The following is a 21,623-nucleotide window of genomic DNA, read 5'->3' as shown; positions in this document are numbered from 1 at the left end:
ATCGCCACGCACCGCGTGGATCATCCCCGGCAACTATCGCCGCTGTGTGCCACCCTCTCCACGCGCCTGCGGTTCGCGGGCCTGCGGGAACTGGAAAGCACTGTCTACGTCGTAGCCGCTGGCCGCGGTCGTGCCGCGTGCCGGCGGGTTGATGCTGCTGCTGGCGTTGCCGAAGCCCAGGATCTGCACGCTGATCACCGAAGGCTGGTTGCGCCGGGCATCCTCCTGGCTCTTGCGGATCACATCCTGTGCCGCCTGGCTGGCACTGCTGGCGGCGGCGCTGGCCGAAGCCAGCGCGTTGACGTTCACCGACGCCAGCACCGGCAGGCCCTTGCTGTCTCCCTGCACCTGGATGTTGGCCGCGTTGAGTACCTGCAGCGCGGCCAGATTGATGTTGCCCGACACACGGATGCCCGCCTCGCCCGCATCGATGGTGCCCAGCGGCGCGATCAGATCCACATCGCCCGGCGCGACTTCCGCGATCGGATTGAGGGTGGCAATGCCCGCACCACTGGCCGGCGCCTGGGGCGACAGGATCACATTGCCCCAGGTGTCATAGACGCGCCGTGGCGGTGTGTACAACAGCGTGGTGCGCGAGCCGCGACCGGCATTGATGTCGCCCTGTTCCGACCACGCCAGGATGTCGCCACCGAAGGTGGTCATCACCCGCGACAGGCCCAGCAGCACGCTGTCCTGGCTGAACAGGCGGATATCGCCCTGCCCCTGGGTGACGAGGCCGGCACTGGCAGGCGGGACCACACCCTGTACGCCCACCACGATCTGGCCTCCCGGTGCCATCAGTTCGATGTTGCCGCCCGCCTCGGTGCGCACACCGGAGCCGCCGTACATCACGATATCGCCGGTACGGTCGATCGTCGCACCGGCCGCATTCCTGTCCGGCATCAGCGTGGCGATGGCCTCGCGCCCGCGCAGATAGGAGCCGAAGCGCGGCCCTTCCGCATCGGTGTACTCGCGTCCGCCTTCGCGCAGCTCGGCGTAGTAGATCTGCCGCAGGAAGATGCGCTGCTGTTCCTGCGGCAACGCATCGAACGCTGCCAGCGCTGCCTCGCCATCGGCGGCCATGCCGAAGCGTTGCTGCAGCCACTGCTTCAGTTCCTGGTCGTAGACCTTGACTGCCCTGCCCGGCTGCGACGCAAGCGATTGCGCGGGATCGGCCAGGTTTGCGGGATCCAGATAGCGGGCACGCAGGGCGGCGAAATCGATCTGCTGGTTGCCGGCCGTCAGCGCGATGCTGGCACCCGGACGGGTGTCACCCTGCACGATGCCACCGAGGCTGACGATGCTGCCCGCCTCCTCCTGGCGCAGCTGACGGCCGGCACTGATCTCGACGTTGCCGGGGCCGGCGATCGTCGCGTCCAGATGCACGATGTCACGTCCCGCCGCCGCCACCGTGATATCGGTGGGCGCGCTGTTCAACGCGGTCATCGACACGCCGAGGATGTCCCGCCCTGCCCGCAGCTGCACCGCGCCTGCTGCCTCGAACCAGTTCAGCTGCGTGCGCTGCCAGGCGGTGCCGTCGAGCGTGCGTTGGGCGCCTGTCGCCAGGCCGATGATGTCGCCCTGCACGGCGTAGAAGCGGCTTGGTGCCAGTGCCGAGGAGACCGTGGACAACGGCGTACCCGGGCCGAACGCGAACAGCGGAAGCGATGCCTCCGGCGAGGCGATGTTGCCATCGACCGACAGGTTGTGCCGCGGACGCGTGACATTACCGCTGGCATCGCGTTGCTCGGCAACGAATGCGGGGTCGAACGGCCCCGGCAGGCGCGCATCCGCGCCCGAGCGCGTGATCTGGGTCGCGCCGCTGCGGGCGAAGATGCTGCCGCCGGCCAGGACGTCCAGCCGCCCGGTGGCCGAGGGCGCCAGCAGGATCACATCCTGCGTCCCCGTCACGGCACTGATCCGGTCCAGCTTGATGTCACCCTGGGCGGCAACGGCGCTGAAGCGCGAAGGATAGAGCCAGTAGTTCAGCAGCTCCTCCCGGCTGCCCGGTGCCAGCGCAACCTGCTCGGGCCACAGATTGCTGCCGGTCACGTTCTCCGGCCCGGCGAGGCCCGGCGCCAGGTCACCACCGGCACTGAACAGATCCACGGCTGTGTTGGCGGTCCACAGGGAGAACCAGGTGCTGCCCGCAGCGCGGCTGCCGTTGTCCTGCACCACCGTGCTGTAGTTGGCCAGTGGAACCCGGCCGGCATCGGCGACGCCGCCGAGCACGACATCGCCCCGCGCCTGCAGCTGTGCGACCGCATCGCCCAGCACCAGCACCGGCCCGCCCATCGGGCGGGCGGCGTCGGCGGCGAACAGATCGGCCGCACGCAGCTGGCCCAGCGTCCCGTAGCTGTCCAGGGTGACGCCCATTGCACCGATGCGTCCCGCATCGAGCAGCAGGCTGCCGCGCAGGTTGCTGAAGGTACCGTTGAGATCGAGATTCTGTCCCGCCCTGGAGGCATTGAGGCTGGAGAACGTCGCCCGCAGATTCGGATTCAGTGCGCCACCGATACGCAGTTGCAGGTCGCCGCCGCCGGTCAGGTGCAGCTGGCCATCGCTGACCCGGCCGGTCGATCCCACCGCCGCGATGATCGCACCCGAGCGCGGTGCGATCGTCGAGTCCAGCGCGTCACCTATCGCATCGCGCACGCCGGCGTGGCGCCCGGCCTCCAACATCAGGTTGCCACCGCCCAATGTGCCGAAGCCGGTGAAGCCGACCATCCGCGGAGAGGCGCCAGCAGCAGCGGACACGTTGGTGTAGGCGCCAAAGTTCATCCACCAGCTGGTCGGCACCGGCTCCACGCCGGTGGTGCTGCCGGTTCCCTGCCGCCACAGCCAATTGCCGACCGCGGCACTGGAGTACAGCGCCCAGTCGCGCTCACTGGTGCCCGACTCCGCGCGCGCGGTCCAGACATCACCGACGATATCGCGTCCGGCCTCGACGCGCAGGTTGCCGCCATGATCGGGATACCAGGCCTGGTATCCCGCGATTGCGGCGTCATAGCTGCCCGGCACCAGGTTCTCACCCAGCAGCGCGGTGTTCCAGGGCGCCGCCGCGCGCGGTGAATCAAACGCGGCGTCACGGCCCTCGCCGAGTGAGCTGGGCGTACCGGCGGTATAGACGCCGAACCCGGACTTCATCGCAACGTCGCCCGCCGCGAGCAGTTCCAGGTCGCCCTTGCCGGTGCGCAGGACACTCCAGGCCGGTGTACCGGCGCGCTTGCCGTAGGTGGTGACCTCGGTCTGGGTGCCACCGCCGGCACAGTAGCCCGGTGCCATTCCGCAGAATTCGTCCTCGGTCATGCCCAACAGCTCGGCGAAGTCCTTTGCCGGCGTGCCGACATAGGATTCATCGCCCCAGAAATCCAGCGAACCCTGCGCGGCGACCTGTCGCGGCGCGGGGCCGCAATAGCCATCGGAAAGCGCGCAGAACTCATCCTCGCTGAAGCCGAACATGTCTGCCAGCTCGGAAATCGGACGGCCGGCATAGGAGGTGTCGCCCATCCAGTCCAGTGACGCCTGTTCGGTCAGGACCCGGTCGCCCACCCAGATGATCTCGGTCGTCACGGTGCCGACCGAGCCCTGATGGGTATCGGCAAGCACCACGCTGCCGTCGCTTCCCCAGCGTCGCGAACGCGGATCCGCGGCGTCGCTGTCAGCCCCCGCCACCAGTGTCATGTCCCACGATGTCGTACCTTCGGCCAGCATCGGGGCAAGCGCCCAGTTGCGTCCCTGGTTGCCGTTGGCGTCGGCAGGACGCAGGTTCACCGATGCGTCGCCGGGCAGCTCCACCTTGGTCAGCGATGGAATGTACGCACCCACCTTGAGCTCGACTTCCCGTGCCAGGCGCAGGGTCACCGGCAGCATCGCGCCGGCCGGCCAGTCCTGGGCGGCCATCTGCACATCGCTGCGCAGGCGGAAGCCGGCCCCCAGTCGCGCACCGGCCGCCAGCACCAGCGGCTCCTGCAGCACGGTGCCCGCTGCCAGCGTCTGCCCGGAGTCGGTGGTCACCGCCGCACCCAGCACCGTGCCCGCGGGCAGGCGCAGGTTCTGCGAGATCACCATCGGCGCGGGCAGCACGGTACCGACCGGAAGCGTTACCGATTCGACCGGCACGTCATAGTTCAGGCGGGTACCGGCCCGGAACTCCGTACCGGGCTGCAGCCTCACGCCCTCCACCGGCACCACCAGGTCGCCGCCGAACGGGGTGTGACCGGCGGTGCCGTTGCGGCTCTCATGCAACTGCCATCCTGCCTCGTCCGGATTGGCCGGTGGCGGCGCGAAGCCATCGTTGATGCTGCCGTGCACGTTGATGTTGCCCTCCGCGCGCAGCACCAGCGACGCCGACTCGCCGAAGCCGCGCCGCGCCGGATCATTGCGATCGGCCTCAGGCCCATAGCGGTAGCCGGACAGGTCGATGTCACCGGATACGGTCAGGTCACCTCCGGGATTGGCCTCGCTGCGGCGGGCGAGGACCTGCACGCCGGGGCGCAGGCGATGCGTGCCCAGCGCAGCCGTGCGTTGTCGGAGATCCGCATTGGCCAGCGCGCCGTCCATCCACGCGCGGTTGTCCGGATCGACGATCTGGTCCAGCCACTGCTGGGTGACGCGCTGCGCGCGGTTGCCGTTGACGTCGACAGTGTCCGCCAAGGGCGCGTCCTCATAGCGTCGCACCGCATTGACCTGGATATCGGCCGCACCTTCGACGCGCAGACCGTTGGCGACCGCTATCGCCGCATCGTTGCCGCCGATGCGGGGCGCATCGATCTTCAGGGTGCCGCGGGCCACGCCGTCGTTCTGCCCGCGGCCGCCGCCCACCGCCACAGCCGTCCCCGCGCGCAGGTCCAGATGAGCGCCGGCGCCGATGTCGATCCCGCCGGCGGCGCTGCCCAGTTCGATCGTGGCCCGGTTCGGGCTGTCGATGATCTTGCCCTGGCTGTCCACGCGCAGGCCGGTGCCATGCGTATCCAGCGTTCCCTCCACCTGCAGACCGTCACGTGCGTACAGGCGGATCGCGCCGACCTGCTCGCCACTGGCGTCGATGCGCCCCGCCACGCGCAGGCTGCCTGCGTCTAGGCTGATGTCGACCCTGCGCGCCTTCACCTCATCACCGATCAGCAGATCACCCTCACCGATCCGGAACGTGCGCCCGCCGGTGACACCGCCTGCGTTCAAGCGCTGGTTCAGGCCTGCGAAGTCCTGCAACGTGCCGGCGCGAACCACGATGTCTGCGCCGTCGTAAGGCACCACGGTGCCACCTGCGTCGTAACGGCCACTGGCAGCCCCCTCGATGCCACCGGCCAGATCGGCCCGCCCGGCCAGGGCGTTCACCGTCAGCCGTCCGCCGCGGTTGTTGCGCGCCGAGAGATCGATGCGTGAGGTGGCATCAGTGCTGACGTCACCCGCATCGCTGGACAGCAGCACGTCGCCGCCCCAGCTGTACCGGTCCACGTCGTACAGCGTAACCCTGCGTCCCGCCAGATCCAGCGCCGCCTGGCCGCCGAGCGCGATGCCGTCGCGCGCGTTCACTGACAGCCGGCCGGAGGCCAGTGCGATCGTGCTGTCCAGCGCGATCCGCTGCGCATCGATGCTCAGTTCGCTGCCCAGCGCGTCGCCCCCGGTCGTGCCGCGGCCGCCCTGCAGACGGAAGTCGCCGCCGGTCCGCACCCGCAGCTGCGCACCCGGATCGGCCGTCAGCAGCGGCGTGTCGATGCCGATACTGCCACCGCTGTACTGCCAGCCCTTGTCCGCGAGATAGTCGCCGCGCTGCTGGTACACGTCCAGCGTACCCTGCGCGGAAAACAGCAGCTGCCCGGACGCGCTGAGGTTGAGCGCGCTGAAGCCGAGCACCTGGCGGTTCGCGGGCACCTCGGAGCTGGGACGGCTGAACGGGGCGCGCACCAGCTGCAGGTTGCGGGTGACGATGTCCAGCTGCCCCGCGCCAAGCCGGTCCACCATGGGATCGGCCGGCGGCACCGATGCATCGCTGCCCGCCGCCTGCGTCGCCGCCAGCGAACCGTCCCAGACCAGTGTGTCCACCAGGATACGCGCACGGTCGCTCGCCGCACCATAGCCATGGATGGCCTGCGCGCCCAGTACCAGCGTCTGCAGGCCACCGCGGCCGGTGGCACTGTCGCGCGCATCCAGGTCGACGCTGCCGAACACGTTGACCGAATCGCGTGCGACCAGGCTCAGCGTATCCAGCGCCGGTGCGCCGGTGGCATCATTGCCGCGCAGCAGCTGCTGCAGCACGGACTGGTTCATGGTCATGCCATTTGGCAACGCCCCTGCGGCCGCCGCCTGCGCGATCGCCTCGGCGCTGCCGAGGTTGAGCGCCGCCATGCTCACGCCCAGCTGGCGCGTGCCATAACGGGCGGAATCGCGCATCTGCAGCACGCCATCGGTGGCCACCCCGATGCTGCCATCGGATACCAGCCGTGCCTCGCCTTCGCAGTCCGTCTGGCAGCCGCCGATGTCGATCGCGACCGGCCCTGCCGCCACGCCGGTCGTACCGGTGATCAGGTTCAGGCGCTGGTTCGAGACGGCCAGCAGGCCGCCATTGACCTGATAGGGCACGGTCGGCGCGGACGCGGTGTCGCGTGCGAAAGACAAGGTATCGAGTGTCGCCCCGGCTTCGACCAGGATGCCGCTGCCACCGGACGCCGCAGCCACCAGTATCTCCGGCGCCTGCAGGGTCGCACCGGAGCGGATCGCCACATCGCGCACCGCGCCGGACACCGCCACCAGCGAAGCCGTCTCATTGAACTGTCCGCCGATCACCATGCGCTCCGGGCGCAGCGCATTGAGTGCGTCGTCGGTGAAGGTCGCGCCGCGATCGTGCGCCTGCGACGGACTGCCGGCAGCGGCGACCTCCAGCGAACCCACGGCCGGGCTGGCGAGCGTGGCCACCAGGGTGCCGCCGCGTCCCTTTTCATTGGCCGCGGAGAAGCGCGCCGTGCCGGCGAAGTCGATGGCCGCGGTTCCCTCGCGGCCAGCGCCTTCACCCAGTGCCAGGGTCAGCCCCAGCGCATCGATGGTCTGCCAGCCGCGCGCCTCGCCACGACGGTCGGCGGTGGCCTGCACGAAGCTGTTGTAGCTGGTTTCGTTGTAGCCGGAATGCCGGCGCACCACCGCCGCCGGCGTCAGCAGGATGTCGGTGAGCAGCGGCGACGCCACCCCACCCAGTGCCGATCCCTGCTGGCCGGACACGCGCCAGGTCCCGGTGCCGGTCTGGATCGGCTGCGGTACGCCGGAGGTTCCCGTCGCGCCCAGTTCGACGCGGAATGCACCCGGCTGCAGCGCGAAGCTGGCCGGCAGCAATGTGTAGGTCCCCGCAGGCAGGCCGGGAACGCCGGCGGGTACGGTGATCTGCTGGCCCACCGCTGGAGCAGCGAAGCCATCATCACTGCTGGGTGCGAAGCTGCCGGCACGTCCCGGCACAATCGCGTACACCGGGTTGCCGGAGGCACTGAACGCATAGCGCGGGTTGGCATCGGCCAGCGCAGTGCGCAGCACGTCGACGGAGCCACCGCGGCCTGAGACAAATGCCGCGCCGGTCAGTTCGCCGCCACCTGACACGTCCAGTAGCGCACCGGCATGCACATCCACATCGTTGGCGGTTACGGTCACGCCCTTGGACGCAATGCCACCCGGCGTCAGTGATTCCAGGCTGCTGCTGCCTCTTCTCCACGACACGCCGTCCACGGTACCGCCGTAGGGCAGCGCCAGACCTGCGCCACTGGTGGAGGTGATGCTGCCCGGCAACAGCTCCACCCGGCTGGCACGTGTGCCGCCCAGGATCAGGCCGCCCAGTTGCAGCGCCCCCATCGGCGCCTGCACGTTTCCGCCCTGCTGCACGGTCGCTGCCACCAACTGCAACGCGCCCAGCGCTGACTCCGGCGGAGTGGCCGCCGCCGTGCCGGTACCCCGGATGCGCAGCACCGCATCCGGATCTGACCAGTATCCGGGCGTCGCCACGGTCGCCGCAGACGCACCCGCGACCAGATAGCCCGTCGCACCGGAGGTGGGGTACAGGCGGGCGGCACTCACATCCATCGACCCGCTCGCCATCAACGCACTGATCGATCCGCCGTTGGACACCGCGTTGAGCAGCCGCACGTCGCTGCGGCTGTCCAGCACGACCTGGTTGAAGCCGGGCAGCCAGGTGACATCACGGATGTCGATCAGATCAGCCCTCGCCGACAGCACGTGGTCGCCTTCCGCAGACGACGCCACGGTATCGGTAACCACCAGGTTCTCACCCGGCAGCGACTGCCAGTGCGACTGTGCCAGCAGCAGGTGCGGAGCACTCAGCGAAATGCCGCTGGACTGCGGTGCTGCCACGGCCATGCCGAGGCTTGACTGCCCCTGCCCGTAGATGCGCAGGCTCTGGCCCATGCGCAGGTCGACATCGCCCTCCGCGCGGACGTCACCGAACACGGACAGGGTGTCGAAGCCACCGGCCTGGATCTGCTCCACCGACAGCGCCGCGTGCCCGTACTCCAGCCGGTCCGGCAGCACCGCGTCGACCGGGCTGCGCTGGCTGAGCGTGATGCCACGCGCGCGCAGTACTTCCTCGCTCGCACCGCGCGCATGAACGCTGCCACCAAAGGCTACGCCCAAGGTGCCGCCACGCGCGCTACTGCCGCCGGCAGAGGCATCCATTGCGCCGTCCAGGTACAGAGCGTTGGCCGAACGCAGCACGATCTGCCCGCCGTCGCTGTCCACCCGGGTCCGTCCCTTCCCGTCGACATCCAGCGGCGCCGAGGCGCCTGCTGCCCGCAGCTGCGCGCCACGCTCGAGCACGACGAAGGCTTCAGGCGGACGGTTGTCCACCGACGCAGAGCTCTCCCAGTCGAGCGCGCCGCCGATCTCGATGCGCCCGCCGGCCCGCACCTGTCCCTGCAGGCGGCCACCGGCATCGGCCAGTGACACCGCATCCGCACTGGCATCCAGCAGCGCACCGTCGGCGAACCGCCAGGTCCGTTCGCTCCGCTGCCCGGCATACAGCGTGGTCGGCAGGCGCACATCGTCGATGCTGATGCGTCCCCCCTGCGCACGCAGCGTACCTTCCACGTCGATGTTGCCGGCGCCGAGCAGGGAGATCGCCTGCCCCGGGTCGACCTCGATCAGTGCGGCCTTGCCCACCCGCAGGTCGCCGCCGACGCTGTTGCGATCCGAGCGCAGGCTCACGCTGGCACCGCTGCGCTGGCGGACCAGCCCGCTCAGCGGATCGGCACTGTAGAGCGGTGCCAGCCAGCGCTCCAGTGCGTCCTTCCGGTCCGTCGCGGCGCGCGCGTCGGCGGTGATCCGAAGGCCCGGCATGCGCGCTGCCAGCTGCGTGCCATCGGCAACCTCCAGCCCTTGATGGCCATTGATGTCGTACTGGGCAAAGCCGCTGCCGAACAGGCCGGCATCGATCTGCAGCGCGGCTGCATCGGCCGGATCCGCATCGCCCACCCGCACCCGGCCACCGGTGCCCAGCGAGAACGTGCCGCTGCCCTGGCCACGGCCACTGAACCGGCTGCCGTCGCCCAGCTGCACCCGGCCGCTGCCGTCCGTTGCCACCGTGCTGCTGTTCGCCTGCAGACTGATGCTGCCCCCTTTGCCGACACGACCCTTGCCGCGCAGGTCCAGCGCGGCGCCGGCCTCGACGTCGACCGTCGCCCCCGCGCCCACCCTCACGTCATGGCTGTTGCTCAGGCTCAGGCGGCCGCCATCCGTCCAGGCACCACCCGCATCCAGTGGCTCTCCCAACGCTGCGTTGCTCCATTCACCGGCAAGATCGATGTGGGTACCGTCGGCAATAACGGTGCGTGCGCGGCCATCGTGCAGCAGTGCCGTCGGCCTGCCCAGCACCTCCAGCAGGTTGCCCGCCGACAGCTGGCCACCGGCAATGCCGATGTCGCCCGCCAGTTCAACCTCGCTGCCAATCAGGTTCAGCTGTCCGCCCGCCTGCAACCGAAGACGGCCGTCAATGCTGATGCGATCGGCGCTCGCCAGATCGATCCGCCCCCACTGCTGGGCACTCAATTCTGCGATGTCCAGCCATACCGTGTCGCGCCGCTCCTCCCCGACCGGTGCCAGCAGTGACCACGCCGCCGTCTTCGGCGCATTGTCATCCACGCGCACGTCCGAACCGAACACGCCGCTGCGGCCCTGGCCGTCATAACGCCCGAGGTAGAGCTGCGCATTGCGCGCTGCCGCCGTCTGCGCCTGTGCATAGCCGTCCAGTGCGGCATCAGGCCGGCGGTTCTGCTGCGCGCCCTGGAAAGTGGCGGTCTCCACACGGCCCTCCAGCACCGCCGTCGGGGCGGAGACGATCAGGCGTCCTGCATCGCGGCCGACCGTATACCCGTTGTCGACACGCTGCGCCGCGAACACGACCGGATCGCGGAACGTCTCGGTGACGCCCCAGCGCTCCTGTTTCACCTCATGGCCGTTGTACACCCCGTCGAACAGGATCTCCGCCGGTGCGTCATCAAGGCGGTACACCTGGCCATCCACGCCGCGCACCCAGCTCTGCCGGATCACGCCGCTCTGCACATCCAGGCTACCACCCGCAAGGTTGATGCGTGACCCACCATGCGTGATCACTTCACTGCCACCCAGCAGGACGGTGCCTCCCTGCGCGGCCCATTCGCCGATCGAATGCCCCTGGTTGTCGAGGTAGCCGCCCACTTCAAGCAGGCCGCCTGCGGCATACCAGCGCTCACCCTCGTAGCCCCCGGTGCCAGCCGGCACGTGGATGAGCCTGCGGCGGTCGACCCAGACCTCGCTGCTGGTCAGCTTGCCGCTGTCGCGGTTGTCCAGCGCATCGCGCAGTTCGTTGCCCTGCACCTTGATCTGGACATTGTTGCTTTCCATCGAGACCTGCACGCCCACGGCACCCGACACGTCCACGCGTGCTGCATCGTCCACATAGCTGCGGGCCGCCGCATCGGCGATGACCTGGCCGCCCGTGGCAACCGTGAGCGAGTCCGGACGGAAATGGATGGTGCCACCTGACACGATCTCCACCCGCGACTGGTCGCGTCGGTCGTTGTGCTGGGAGAGATTGTCGAAGGTTGCCGAGCGCGCGCCCGCGCGGATCGCATCCTGCTCTGCCGATTCCTTGATGAGGCTGTCGCGCTGGGTGTCCAGTGCCGTGGCCTTGCCATCGTCCTCGATCAGCACCGCCGTGGTCGATCCATCGGCGAGCGTGACGGTGCTGCCGGCATCACTGACCGAGGTCAGAAGATGCACGGTACCGCGCTGTGCGAGCGTCGTGCTGGCCACGGCCACGCCGGCCTGCTCGACATTGCGTCCGGCCAGGGTCACGTCGCCCTCGCGGGCACGCAGCAGGCCGGTATTGCGCACACTGCCCGCGGTACTGTCAGCGATGAAGCGCGGCGCGATTTCATTGCCACGCGTGGTGGAGCTGGTATTGGCTGCGGTGCCGACGCCGCGCCGGATCACGAAACTGTCGCCGGCCGCCAGCTGCACCTGGCCCTTTCGTGCCTCGATCTGGCCGGCGTTCTCCACGCTGTGTCCCGCCAGCAGCACGTAACCGCCGCCACGCGTGGCGCTGGTCGGCTCGTGGGTCGCGATACGTGCGCCCCGCTCCACCATCACCTTGCCAACGGCATCGCTGAGGGCGGCCGTATTCGTATCCGCGCTGTACAACCCGGTGTCGCGGAACTGGCCGTCGCTGATGCGCGCCGCCGCCGCGACCAGGTTGCGGACGTTGACCTGGCTGTTGTTGCCGAACACCACGCCGTTGCGGTTGGCCACGAACACGGTGCCGCCCGCGGTGAGCTGGCCGAGAATCTGGCTGGGCCGCGCATTCGGATCGTTCACCCGGTTGAGCACGGCCCAGTCCGGGTTCTGCAGGAAGTTCAGCGTGGTGTTGCCGCCGATATTGAAGGTCTCCCAGTTCAGGATCGCCTTGTCCGCGGTCTGCTCGATGCTGACCTGGACACGTCCGTCACTGCCCTGTGACTGGATCGCCTCGCGGGCGTTGATCCAGCCCCGGGTCAACGGATTCTCATCGACCTTCAACCCGTCCCTGCCCAATCCGTCGGCAACGATGAACCCGGCCTCCCGGCGCGATTGCCGCGCCTGATCCTGCAGGCGCTTCTGCAGGGCGATGGCCTGCGCGGCGGTGCCGAGATTGTCGATCGACTGCTGCAGCTTCTGCCGCGCAGCATCCTGCTGCTGGGCCGGCAACTGGAACTGGATGGGCACGCCGTTGGGCATGCGCCCGCTCTGGGTGGCCGCGCCCTGCGCTGCGCCGCGTTCGGCGAACCAGGCCGGGCTGAACGCCTGCTGGGCCTGGCTGGCCGGGGCGACCACGCTTCCCAGTGCGACCGCGATGGCCCAGGCCATCGGATGATTGCGGCGCATCGGCGCGGCCGGATGAACAGCGGACGGGAGCGGGTGCGACATCGTAACCTCATCAACCTGGTGGACCGCACTGGCGGCGGTGATCGGAGACACGCGCAACGCATGCCCTGCCACTGATAGACGGTTCGCATGACATGAAGCCGACAGCGTGCAGCGGGCGATGGCGCTGCACGCTGCAAGGCGGAAATGGCGACGCCGGCCACAGGGGCCGGCGCCGGGTCAAACAGGGTTCACGCGGTGCTGCGGATTACAGCGGACGGCCGATGCCCGCACAGGTGCTGGGATTGTTCAGGCCGGCTGCGCTGCTGGCCAGCACGAAGCGGTTGCGGATCGCATCGCGCCAGGCCTTGGTCAGCGGGATGAAACCATGGACGGTGATCGACGCCTCGTAGGCCGCCGGGTAGGTCGCCGGATAATGACGGGCCAGGAAGCCGCGCAGGCTGGTGGCAACTGCCGAATCCTTGTAGCACTGGCCGATCACCAGGTTGGTGTAGCCGGCAATCGGATAGCCGGCCGAGGGGTTGCCGAACACCGGCACCCAGTTGGCGGGGTTCTCGGCAGCGGTGCCGGTCGGCGGAGCGACGGTATCCAGGGTGGCCTGCACGCTCACCTGGTCCGGCGAGAAGCCCTTGACCTTGGCAACCTTGGTCGCATCGGTCAGGCTCGGGATCACGTCCGGGCCGACGTAGCCGATGCGGCCATCCGCCGCATAGACAGCGTTGTACAGCGAGGTGCCGCCCGTGGCCGGCGCGGCGACCAGGAACGCCGGCAGGTTGTTGTTGGCATCGCGCTTGTACAGGTCGGCGAAGGTCGACTTCACGGCGAACGTGCCGCCGACCAGGTTCGAGGTCGCAGCCGGCTCAGCGGCGCAGGCGGCAGCCAGGAAGCGGGTGAACATTTCGCTGGTGCCGCTGCTTTCGGTGCGGTAGACCACACGGATCGGACCGCTGCGGTTGGCGTCGATGGTCGACCAGTCGCTGATCGCGCCGGAGAACACGCCACAGATCTGCGCCACGCTCAGGTTGACGGCCGAACCCGGCTTGTTGAACGGGATGGTCACCGAGGTGGCCACCGACGGCACCTGGATCAGGGCGCCGTAGCGGTTCGCATTGGTCGACTGGTTGTAGTTGGTGGTGTAGGTGCTCAGTTCGGTCGCGCTCAGCACCGAGTCGCTGCCAGCGAAATGCACGGTGCCGGTGGTCGAGAACAGCGCCGAATTGTTCTCCAGGAACGCCTTCTTGCCGGTGCCCGAACCGGTCACGGCGTAGCTGAAGTTGGCCGGCAGGATGCTGTCAGCCTGGCCCTTGTAGAGGTCGGCCGGCAGCGATGCACCACCGCCGGTAACGGTCTGCGCCGACGCGGCGCCGGCAGTGGCGAGCAGCGCGGTGGCAACCAGCGCGGCCAGAGTCTTGTACTTGTACATGATCTTCTCCTGAAGGGTTTGCTGCGAAGGGAAACGCCAAGGGAGGAACGGTCACTACACGCCTGCTGTCGCTGAGGGCCTCCCAGCCCGCTCCGCGACGACAGGCTCATGCTCGTCCGTGCCGATGACAGGCCGCTTAAGAAACCTGTGGAAGATCGAAAAAAGGTATGGAGGATTGTGTGGAGAAGCGTGGCCTGTGCGCCGCACGCCCGTCACTGCACGAGCTGGTTCATTTCCATGATCGGCATCAGCACCGCCAGCACGATGGTCAGCACCACCCCGCCCATCACCAGGATCATGGTCGGCTCGAGCAGTGCGGTCAGTGCCATCGCGCGCCGCTCGATCTCGCGCGAGAGGGTCTGCGCGGCGCGATCCAGCAGGGGCGCAAGTGTGCCGGTCTTTTCACCACTGGTGACCAGATGCACCAGGATCGGCGGATAGACCTTCTGCACTTTCAACGCAGCGCCCAGTGCCGCGCCTTCACGCACGCGCGCGGCGACATCCTCGGCGCAGCGCGCCAGCAGCGCGTTTCCCAGCGTCTGCCGCGCTGCCTCCAGCGCGCGCAGCAATGGCACGCCGGCATCGAGCAGGATGGCCAGCGTCGAGGCGAAGCGCGCACTGTTCACGCCAAGCACGAAGCGCCCCATCACCGGTACGCGCAGCAGCATCGCATCCCAGCGCAGGCGCAGATCGGTGCGGCGCAACGCCAGCCGCCATGCCGCAACCAGCAGGCCGATGCCCAGCGCTGTCCATGCACCCCAGCTGCGCACGAACGCACTGGCGGCCAGCATCACCTGGGTCAGCATCGGCAGTGTCTGCCGTGCCTGCACGAACGCTGTCACCACCTGCGGCACCACATAGCTGAGCAGGAAGATCACGATCGCCACCGATACCAGACTGATCGCCGCTGGATAGATGAACGCCGTGAGCACCTTGGCCTGCAGCGCATTGCGCTCCTCGATGTAATCGGCCAGGCGTTCCATCACCCGCGCCAGGTCGCCCGAGTCCTCGCCGGCGCCGACCAGGGCGCGATAGATCGGCGGGAAGTCGCGCGGCCGGGCCGCCAGGGCCACGGTCAAGCGCTGCCCTGCACGCACATCGGCGCGCACCGACGTCAGCGCCTGGGCCACATGCGGTCGCTCTGCCTGCTCGATGACGGCACTCAATGCGCCCTCCAGCGGCAGGCTGGCGGCCAGCAGGCTGGCCAGCTGGCGCGTGGCCCAGGCCAGTTCGCTGGCCGAAAGCCGGCGTGCTCCCCAGCCCCGGCCTGCGCCGCGCGCGGAGCTGACCTGCACGGGCGTCAGCCCACGCCCACGCAGCAGCTGGCGCGCGCCACGCGGGCTGTCGGCATCCACCTGGCCCTTCTCGATGCGTCCCTGCGCGTTGGCGGCCTGGTAGTCGAACAGCGCCATCGTCGCGTCACCCGTCGCCGCTGACGCGCAGGATTTCCTCCAGCGTGGTCAGCCCGCTGTCGACCCAGCGCTGGCCGTCCTCGCGCAGGCTGCGCATGCCGGCGGCCCGTGCCGCCTGGCGCAGCGCGGGCTCGCCCTGCCCCTCGTGGATCCGCGCCCGTACCCGATCATCGACCACGAACAGCTCATGGATGCCGGTTCGCCCGCGGTAGCCGCTGTGTGCGCAGGCTGCGCAGCCCACTGCCCGCCACACCGTGCGACCGTCGGCGTCGACCTCCGCGCGCCGGCACTGCATGCACAGGCGCCTTACCAGCCGCTGTGCCAGCACACCGCGCAGCGAAGACGCCAGCAGGAACGGCTCCACCCCCATGTCTGCCAGCCGGGTCACTGCCGAGATCGCATCGTTGGTATGCAGCGAGGCCAGCACGCCATGACCCGTCAGTGACGACTGCACGGCGATCTGCGCGGTTTCCAGGTCGCGGATCTCACCGATCATGATGGTGTCCGGATCCTGGCGCAGGATCGCACGCAGGGCGGTGCCGAAGGTCATCCCGATACGCGCGTTGACCTGGATCTGGCCGATGCCCGCGAAGTCGTACTCCACGGGATCCTCCACGGTGAGGATGTTGCTGGTGCTGCTGTCGAGCTGGCCGAGCGCGGCGTACAGCGAGGTGGTCTTGCCACTGCCGGTCGGGCCGGTGACCAGCACGATGCCGTGTGGCTGGCGGATCAGGCCAGTGAACGTGGCCAGGGTGTCGTCGGCCATGCCAAGGCGCTGCAGCTGCAGCCGGCCGGCATCCTTCTCCAGCAGCCGCAGCACCGCCCGCTCGCCATGCCCGGTCGGCACGGTGGACACGCGGATGTCCAGCGGCCGGCCGCCCACACGGAGGGCGATGCGTCCGTCCTGTGGCAGGCGCTTCTCGGCGATATCCAGGTGCGCCATGATCTTGATGCGCGACACCAGGGCGGCATGCAGGGCGCGCCGCGGCTGCACCATGTCGCGCAGCGTGCCATCGACACGGTAGCGGACCACCGAATGGGTCTCGAACGGCTCGATGTGCAGGTCGCTGGCGCCATCGCGCGCGGCCTGTGCCAGCAGCGCATTGATCATGCGGATCACCGGCGCGTCATCCTGTGCGTCCAGCAGATCGGTGATCTCCGGCATGTCCTGCATCAGCCGGTCAAGGTCGACTTCGCTCTCCGCCGCGCCGACGACCGCCGCCGCGTCGCCGCCGTCACGATACTGTTCGCCCAGCCGCTGCTGCCAGGCCGCACTGTCCAGTTGCTGGAACGGCAGGGGTCCATGCAGGCGGCGAAGCTCGGCGACAGCCCAGGCCGGGGTCTCGGCGGTACCCAGCAGGACCGGCCCATCACCCGTGTCGGCCAGCATCACCCCGTGGCTGCGCACCCAGGCATACGGCAGTGATCGCAGATCGTTGGCCACGGTCACGGCCCGATCACCAGTTCCGGGGTGTATCCCAACCCCCGCAGCTGCTGCAGGGCCGGGTCCAGCTGTGCCGGATCGCGTGGCAGTCGCACCCGCAGGCGCTGACCCGCTGCGCCGGGTGTGGCTTCTGCGTACGCCTGCAGCCCCAATGCCCGCACCTGCGCCACCGCCTGCGCGGCGCGTGCGGGGTCCAGGCCCTGCGCGAACTGCACATGTTGCGCGGTGCCCTCGCCGGTCGGGTACAGGGCGGCCAGACTGGTGTTCTGCAATGGTCGCCCCTGGCCGTCGCGCGCGTTGCCCTGGCCGAGCGTACCCAGGTCCTGTGGCGGCAGCTGCGGCGCAGACAGCGCCGGCAATGCCCAGCTCTGCACCGGCTGTGCACCGGCCTGGGCGTTGCGCATGTAGTCGTAGCGATCGCGGGTCAGGCGCTGGCCGGCCGCCGGGTCACGCACCACGTGCGGTCGCAGGAACACCATCAGGTTGGTCTTGGCGCGCCTGCGCGTGTCGCTGCGGAACAACGCGCCCAGTACCGGAATCCGGCCCAGGCCCGGCACCGCGTCGCGACCGTGGCTGACGCTGTCCTCGAGCAGGCCGCCCAGCACCATGATCTGGCCGTCGTCGAGCAGCACGCTGGTGTCCAGTGCCCGCTTGTTGGTGATGATGCCCTCGCTGCCGGAGCTCTGCCCGTCGATGCTGCTCACTTCCTGATAGATGTCCAGCTTCACCGTCCCGCCTTCGGAGATCTGCGGGCGCACCCGCAGCTTCAGGCCGATGTCCTCGCGCTCGATGGTCTGGAACGGATTGTTGCTGCCACCTCCGCCGTCGGTGACATAGCGGCCGCTGACGAATGGGACGGTCTGGCCGACCATGATGCTGGCGGCCTCGTTATCCAGCGTCATCAGGTTCGGCGTGGACAGGATGTTGGCACCGCCCTTGCTCTGCAGCGCGTTGGCCAGTGCCTTCATGTTGAGGATCTGGCCCACGCCCGGCAGCGTGATGGTGCCATCGATCACGCCCACGTTGAGGCCATCGCGCGGCAGCACGTCCAGCGTGGTGCGCGCCGTGCCATTGAGGCCGCTGCCGCCGGTCGCACCACCGAAGTGGGTGCCTGCGAACGTGCGGCCATTGCCCAACATCCACTGCACCCCCAGTTCAGCGGCATCGGTATGGTTGACTTCCACGATCAGGCTTTCCACCAGCACCTGCGCGCGCCGCTGGTCGAGCTGGTCGATCACCCGACGCAGGTTGCGGTACACCGGCTCCGGCGCCGAGATCAGCAGCGTATTGGTGGCGACATCGGCCTGTACGGAGATGCCGTTCTGGCTGAAGCCACTGCTGCCGGCATCAGCGGGGTCGCGCCGGTCCGGATCGAGCCGCTGCGACTGCAGCGCATTGCCCGTGGCCCCGGCCTGCTGCGGCTGCGGCTGCGTCGGCGCGCTGCGAGCGGCCCCGCCAGGCAGCGGCGTGATGCCCTCGCTGCTGCCCATCGCCTGCGCGTCGCTCTGCCCGGCCACCACGCCACGCAGCACACCCGCCAGCTGGGTGGCCTGTGCATTGCGCAGATAGACCACATGCAGGTTGCCGGACTCGTCCTGTGCCCGGTCCAGCTTCTCCACCAGCTGGCGTGCCAACCGCGTGCGCCCCGGGCTGCTGGAGCGCAGCAGCACGCTGTTGCTGCGCGGATCGGCCATCACTACCACCTTCTGGCCCGGCTCGGCGCCCTGCGCATCCAGCAACGGTGCGACCATCGCGGCCACATCCACGGCGATCCCCTGCTGCAGCTTGACCACGTCGGTGTCCATGCCAGCCGGGGTGTCCACGCTGGCGATCACCCGCGCGATGCGTTCCAGATTGTCGGCATAGTCGGTGATGACCAGCGTATTGTTGCCCGCGTTGGCGGTGATCGGGTTGTCCGGGCTGATCATCGGCCGCAGCACCGCGACCAGTGCGGCCGCATTCTCGTAACGCAGCGCGAAGGTCCGTGTGGCAACCTCTCCACCTGCCGCTCCGCCGCCTACCCGGCCGCCCAGCAGCTTGGCATCGGCCTGTGGCACGACCCGGCTGATGCCACCGTTCTCGACCACGGCGAAGCCACGCATGCGCAGCGCGCCGAGCAGAAGCTGATAGGCCTGCGCGCGACTGACAGGACCATCCGATACCACCGTCATCTTGCCGGTCACGCGTGGATCGATCAGGAACTGGCGGCCGGTGAAACGCGCCGCCATCCGCAGCACGCCACCGATATCGGTATCCACCAGATTCAACTGAACCGGCTCGTCGCTGGCATCCTGCGCCCATGCCGGCGCGGGCAGGTGGACCATCCCCACGACCAGAGCCAGCACCGCGCCACAGGCAAGACCGTGCATCGACCTCATCGAAGCTCACCCGCAACGGCCTTCATCACGATGCTTCCTGAAATACGTGCCGCCGGCATATCCGCGTCCCCTGTGCGTTGCAGTTGCAGTCGTTGCAGTTCGATGGTCGGGTCGGCCAGCAGCGGCAGGAGCCAGTTCCAGAGCACATCGGCGGGCACCGACTGCACCTGCAGGTGCCAGCGTCCATCGCGCGCGTCGACCCGCACCCCATCGGCAAGGCCGGCGGCGGCGATCCGCGAACGCAGGCTGGCCAGTGTCGGCCGCTGCTCCCGGGCCAGGCGCTGGCGCTCGCGCGCGTCCAGCAAGGGCGCCAGTGCCCGCATCTGTGCCTGCAGGCGCGGCAGCTCAACCTGCCAGTAGCTGCGCTGCTTCAGCAGGGGCTCCAGCCAGAATGCCCACAGCGCAGCGGCCAGCAGTGCACCCACCATCGTCGTCAGCATGACGCGCTCGCGTAGCTGCAGGCGCCGCCAGCACTGCGACAGCGCCGCGATGCCGCCTTCCATCCACGCAGTCCGCACCCTCATCGGCTGCCCCCGGTGCTCAGCCGCAGGCGGCCACCGCCCTGGCGGACCAGCTGCAGGCCCTGCGCCTGCGCCGCCTGCTGCCATCGTTCCAGATGCTGCGCATCATCGGCCAGCGCCTGCGCATCGGCGTCCAGTTCCAGTTCAAGCGCGCCGGGCGTGTAGTCCATGCCGCGAACGCGGCCGGCCAGCTCCGGAACCGCCTGCAATGCCAGCGCGACCTGTTGCTGTATCCGCGGCAGTGGAGCCGTCTGCACCGGTGCGGCCAACGCACGCCGTGCCTGCAGGACCGGATCCAGTACCTCGGTGATTTCCGGATACTGCGCGCTGAACTGCCGCGTCATTTCCCGCTGCAACGCCTCACCTTCGCCGCGCCAGCGCGAGACCTGCAACTGCAGGCCCGTCGCGGCGAGCACCCCGGCCGCCAGTGCCAGCCCGATCGCCACTCGTGGCAGGCGTCGTCCGCCGCGCTGCAGCGGTAGTGCCCATGCCGGCAGCGGGCCGCTGGCCTCGCTGCCCGCGGCCACTGTGCTGGTCTGCAGGTGTCCGGGCCAACCCGAAGGCACCGCATGCACCCATTGCACGGCCTGCACGCCGGCCTGCTGCAGGCGCAGGGAGGTTGCCTGCAGCACGCCTGCCACGTCGCGCCCGCCACTCCACTGCACGAAGCCGCGGTCGCGCCCGCTGCGTACCAGCAGGTGCTCGCCCTTCGCCTCCAGCGTGGCCCGCCCCTCCGTCCACGGCAGCAGCAGCGGCGTCGGGTACAGCCCCTGCAGGCTCAGGCCGCACGACGCCAGCAGCTGCTGCGCCTGGGCCACGGCCTGCTGGCCCAGCCATGCCACCGGCACGGTCCCGTCTGCCGCCTGCGGCCCATTGGCCAGCGCAACATCCTGCAGGTCGTCCAGCAGCATCGCCTCCACCTCGCCCTGCAGCGCGGCCTGCAGCCGGCGACCTGACAGCGGCGGCAGCTGCAGTTCCAGCAGGATCAGGTCATGCGGATCGAGGCAGGCGTGCACCTGTGCCTGCGGATGGCGCTGTCCCAGCGCCGATAGCGCCTCGCAGCCATGCGCCGCCACGTCACCGCGTTGCAGTTGCGCCCACTCCACCCGGCTGTCGGCCTGCAGTCGATCCAGCGCCGGCAGGCGCACCCGCAGCTGCACGCTCATGCGCCGATCCTCGTCCATACACGCTGCACGCGCACGCTGTCATCGCGGTACTCACGCCAGATCAACGCGCGGAAATCGACGTCGCGGTCGTCTGCCTGGACCTGTCCGACCGCCAGGAACCATTCGCTGTGGATGCCCAGCGGCATCACCGACATCTGCTCGCTGCTCACCTGCAGGCGGTTGGCGATATCACCGCGGTTGAGCAGCCAGCGGCCGCCATCGCGCTCGTCCACCAGCGCCCGCAGCCGGCCCGGATCAGCGCCGGGTGCAACCGCCTGCAGCACGGCCAGGTCAGTCGTATTGGCGTTGACCAGCGTCTGCGCCGGCAACACCACCGTGCGCCGGGACAACGCCCGGACGGCGCGTGGCTCGGCACCGGCCAGCGCCTGCCCGATCAGGGCTTCGCGCGGCAGGGGCGCCTGCGCGGCGCGATCACCGTCGCGCAGCCGTGCCTGGATGTGGTCCGCGGCACCGCTGCATGTAGCCGCAGACACCCCCTGCTCCACGCACAGCGCCACGAAGGCCTGCCGCGCCTGCGCATCCGGTTGGCCCTGCGACAACAGGTTGCGCAGGTTGAACAGCGACTGCGCGTCCACCATCTGCAGGCGCACCGGCAGCGGCGCATCCAGCTGCACCGGCCGTGCCCAGCGACCGTCGCGCACGGTGGTCAGCTGCTCGCGCGCGTCGTCACGAAGCTGCTGCCCCGCGCGCTCCAGCGCGGCATCCACGGCCATGCGTACCTGCGCCCGCAGCTGGTCGCCACGCAGCGCACGCAGCTGCGCGGCCTGGCGGGTCAGCAGCGCGGTCGCGATCACCGCCACCAGTGCGACCACCAGCATCGCGACGATCACCGCCATGCCCTGCTGGCGACGACACGGAAAGGCTGCCA

8 protein-coding genes are annotated in these 21,623 nt (G+C 69.3%); all 8 read right to left on the bottom strand.

Going from position 1 to position 21,623, the window contains the following annotated elements; all coding sequences use genetic code 11:
* Window positions 1-33 precede the first annotated feature (33 nt).
* Window positions 34-12,432 (bottom strand): filamentous hemagglutinin family protein, encoded by a 12,399-nt coding sequence (locus AC5P76_RS09250; protein ID WP_495222730.1) that lies wholly within the window; start codon window positions 12,430-12,432, stop codon window positions 34-36.
* A 205-nt stretch (window positions 12,433-12,637) separates the two neighbouring features.
* Window positions 12,638-13,813, bottom strand: a complete 1,176-nt coding sequence (locus AC5P76_RS09245) for a substrate-binding domain-containing protein (protein WP_253118535.1) — start codon at window positions 13,811-13,813, stop codon at window positions 12,638-12,640.
* 212 nt (window positions 13,814-14,025) lie between these two features.
* Window positions 14,026-15,225 carry a type II secretion system inner membrane protein GspF gene (gene gspF / locus AC5P76_RS09240; protein ID WP_197600052.1) on the bottom strand — a complete coding sequence of 400 codons (1,200 nt, stop codon included), beginning with the start codon at window positions 15,223-15,225 and terminating at the stop codon, window positions 14,026-14,028.
* Between the two features lie 7 nt (window positions 15,226-15,232).
* Entirely contained in the window at window positions 15,233-16,669 is a 1,437-nt protein-coding gene (gene gspE / locus AC5P76_RS09235; protein ID WP_343245569.1) for a type II secretion system ATPase GspE, read from the bottom strand.
* A gap of 2 nt (window positions 16,670-16,671) precedes the next feature.
* Window positions 16,672-19,047: a type II secretion system secretin GspD gene (gene gspD, locus AC5P76_RS09230; RefSeq protein WP_253118536.1), complete on the bottom strand. Its 2,376-nt coding sequence runs from the start codon at window positions 19,045-19,047 to the stop codon at window positions 16,672-16,674.
* Window positions 19,044-19,571, bottom strand: a complete 528-nt coding sequence (locus tag AC5P76_RS09225) for a type II secretion system protein M (RefSeq protein ID WP_253161711.1) — start codon at window positions 19,569-19,571, stop codon at window positions 19,044-19,046. Before AC5P76_RS09225 ends, gspD begins: the two co-directional genes overlap by 4 nt.
* Complete coding sequence (gene gspL, locus AC5P76_RS09220; protein WP_164152856.1) at window positions 19,568-20,734, bottom strand: type II secretion system protein GspL; 1,167 nt, start codon at window positions 20,732-20,734, stop codon at window positions 19,568-19,570. Before gspL ends, AC5P76_RS09225 begins: the two co-directional genes overlap by 4 nt.
* Entirely contained in the window at window positions 20,731-21,591 is an 861-nt protein-coding gene (gene gspK, locus AC5P76_RS09215) for a type II secretion system minor pseudopilin GspK (RefSeq protein ID WP_154582314.1), read from the bottom strand. The genes gspL and gspK overlap by 4 nt, the downstream gene beginning before the upstream one ends.
* Window positions 21,592-21,623: the final 32 nt, after the last annotated feature.

Source organism: Stenotrophomonas sp. YJH_SMC_36, assembly GCF_059369935.1.
This window is presented reverse-complemented; position numbering and strand designations above follow the sequence as displayed.

Coding starts and splice junctions, on each gene's coding strand:
- gspL (WP_164152856.1), bottom strand. CDS start 20,734: ATGAGCGTGCAGCTGCGGGTGCGCCTGCCGGCGCTGGATCGACTGCAG.
- AC5P76_RS09250 (WP_495222730.1), bottom strand. CDS start 12,432: ATGTCGCACCCGCTCCCGTCCGCTGTTCATCCGGCCGCGCCGATGCGC.
- gspF (WP_197600052.1), bottom strand. CDS start 15,225: ATGGCGCTGTTCGACTACCAGGCCGCCAACGCGCAGGGACGCATCGAG.
- gspK (WP_154582314.1), bottom strand. CDS start 21,591: ATGGCGGTGATCGTCGCGATGCTGGTGGTCGCACTGGTGGCGGTGATC.
- gspD (WP_253118536.1), bottom strand. CDS start 19,047: ATGAGGTCGATGCACGGTCTTGCCTGTGGCGCGGTGCTGGCTCTGGTC.
- AC5P76_RS09225 (WP_253161711.1), bottom strand. CDS start 19,571: ATGAGGGTGCGGACTGCGTGGATGGAAGGCGGCATCGCGGCGCTGTCG.
- AC5P76_RS09245 (WP_253118535.1), bottom strand. CDS start 13,813: ATGTACAAGTACAAGACTCTGGCCGCGCTGGTTGCCACCGCGCTGCTC.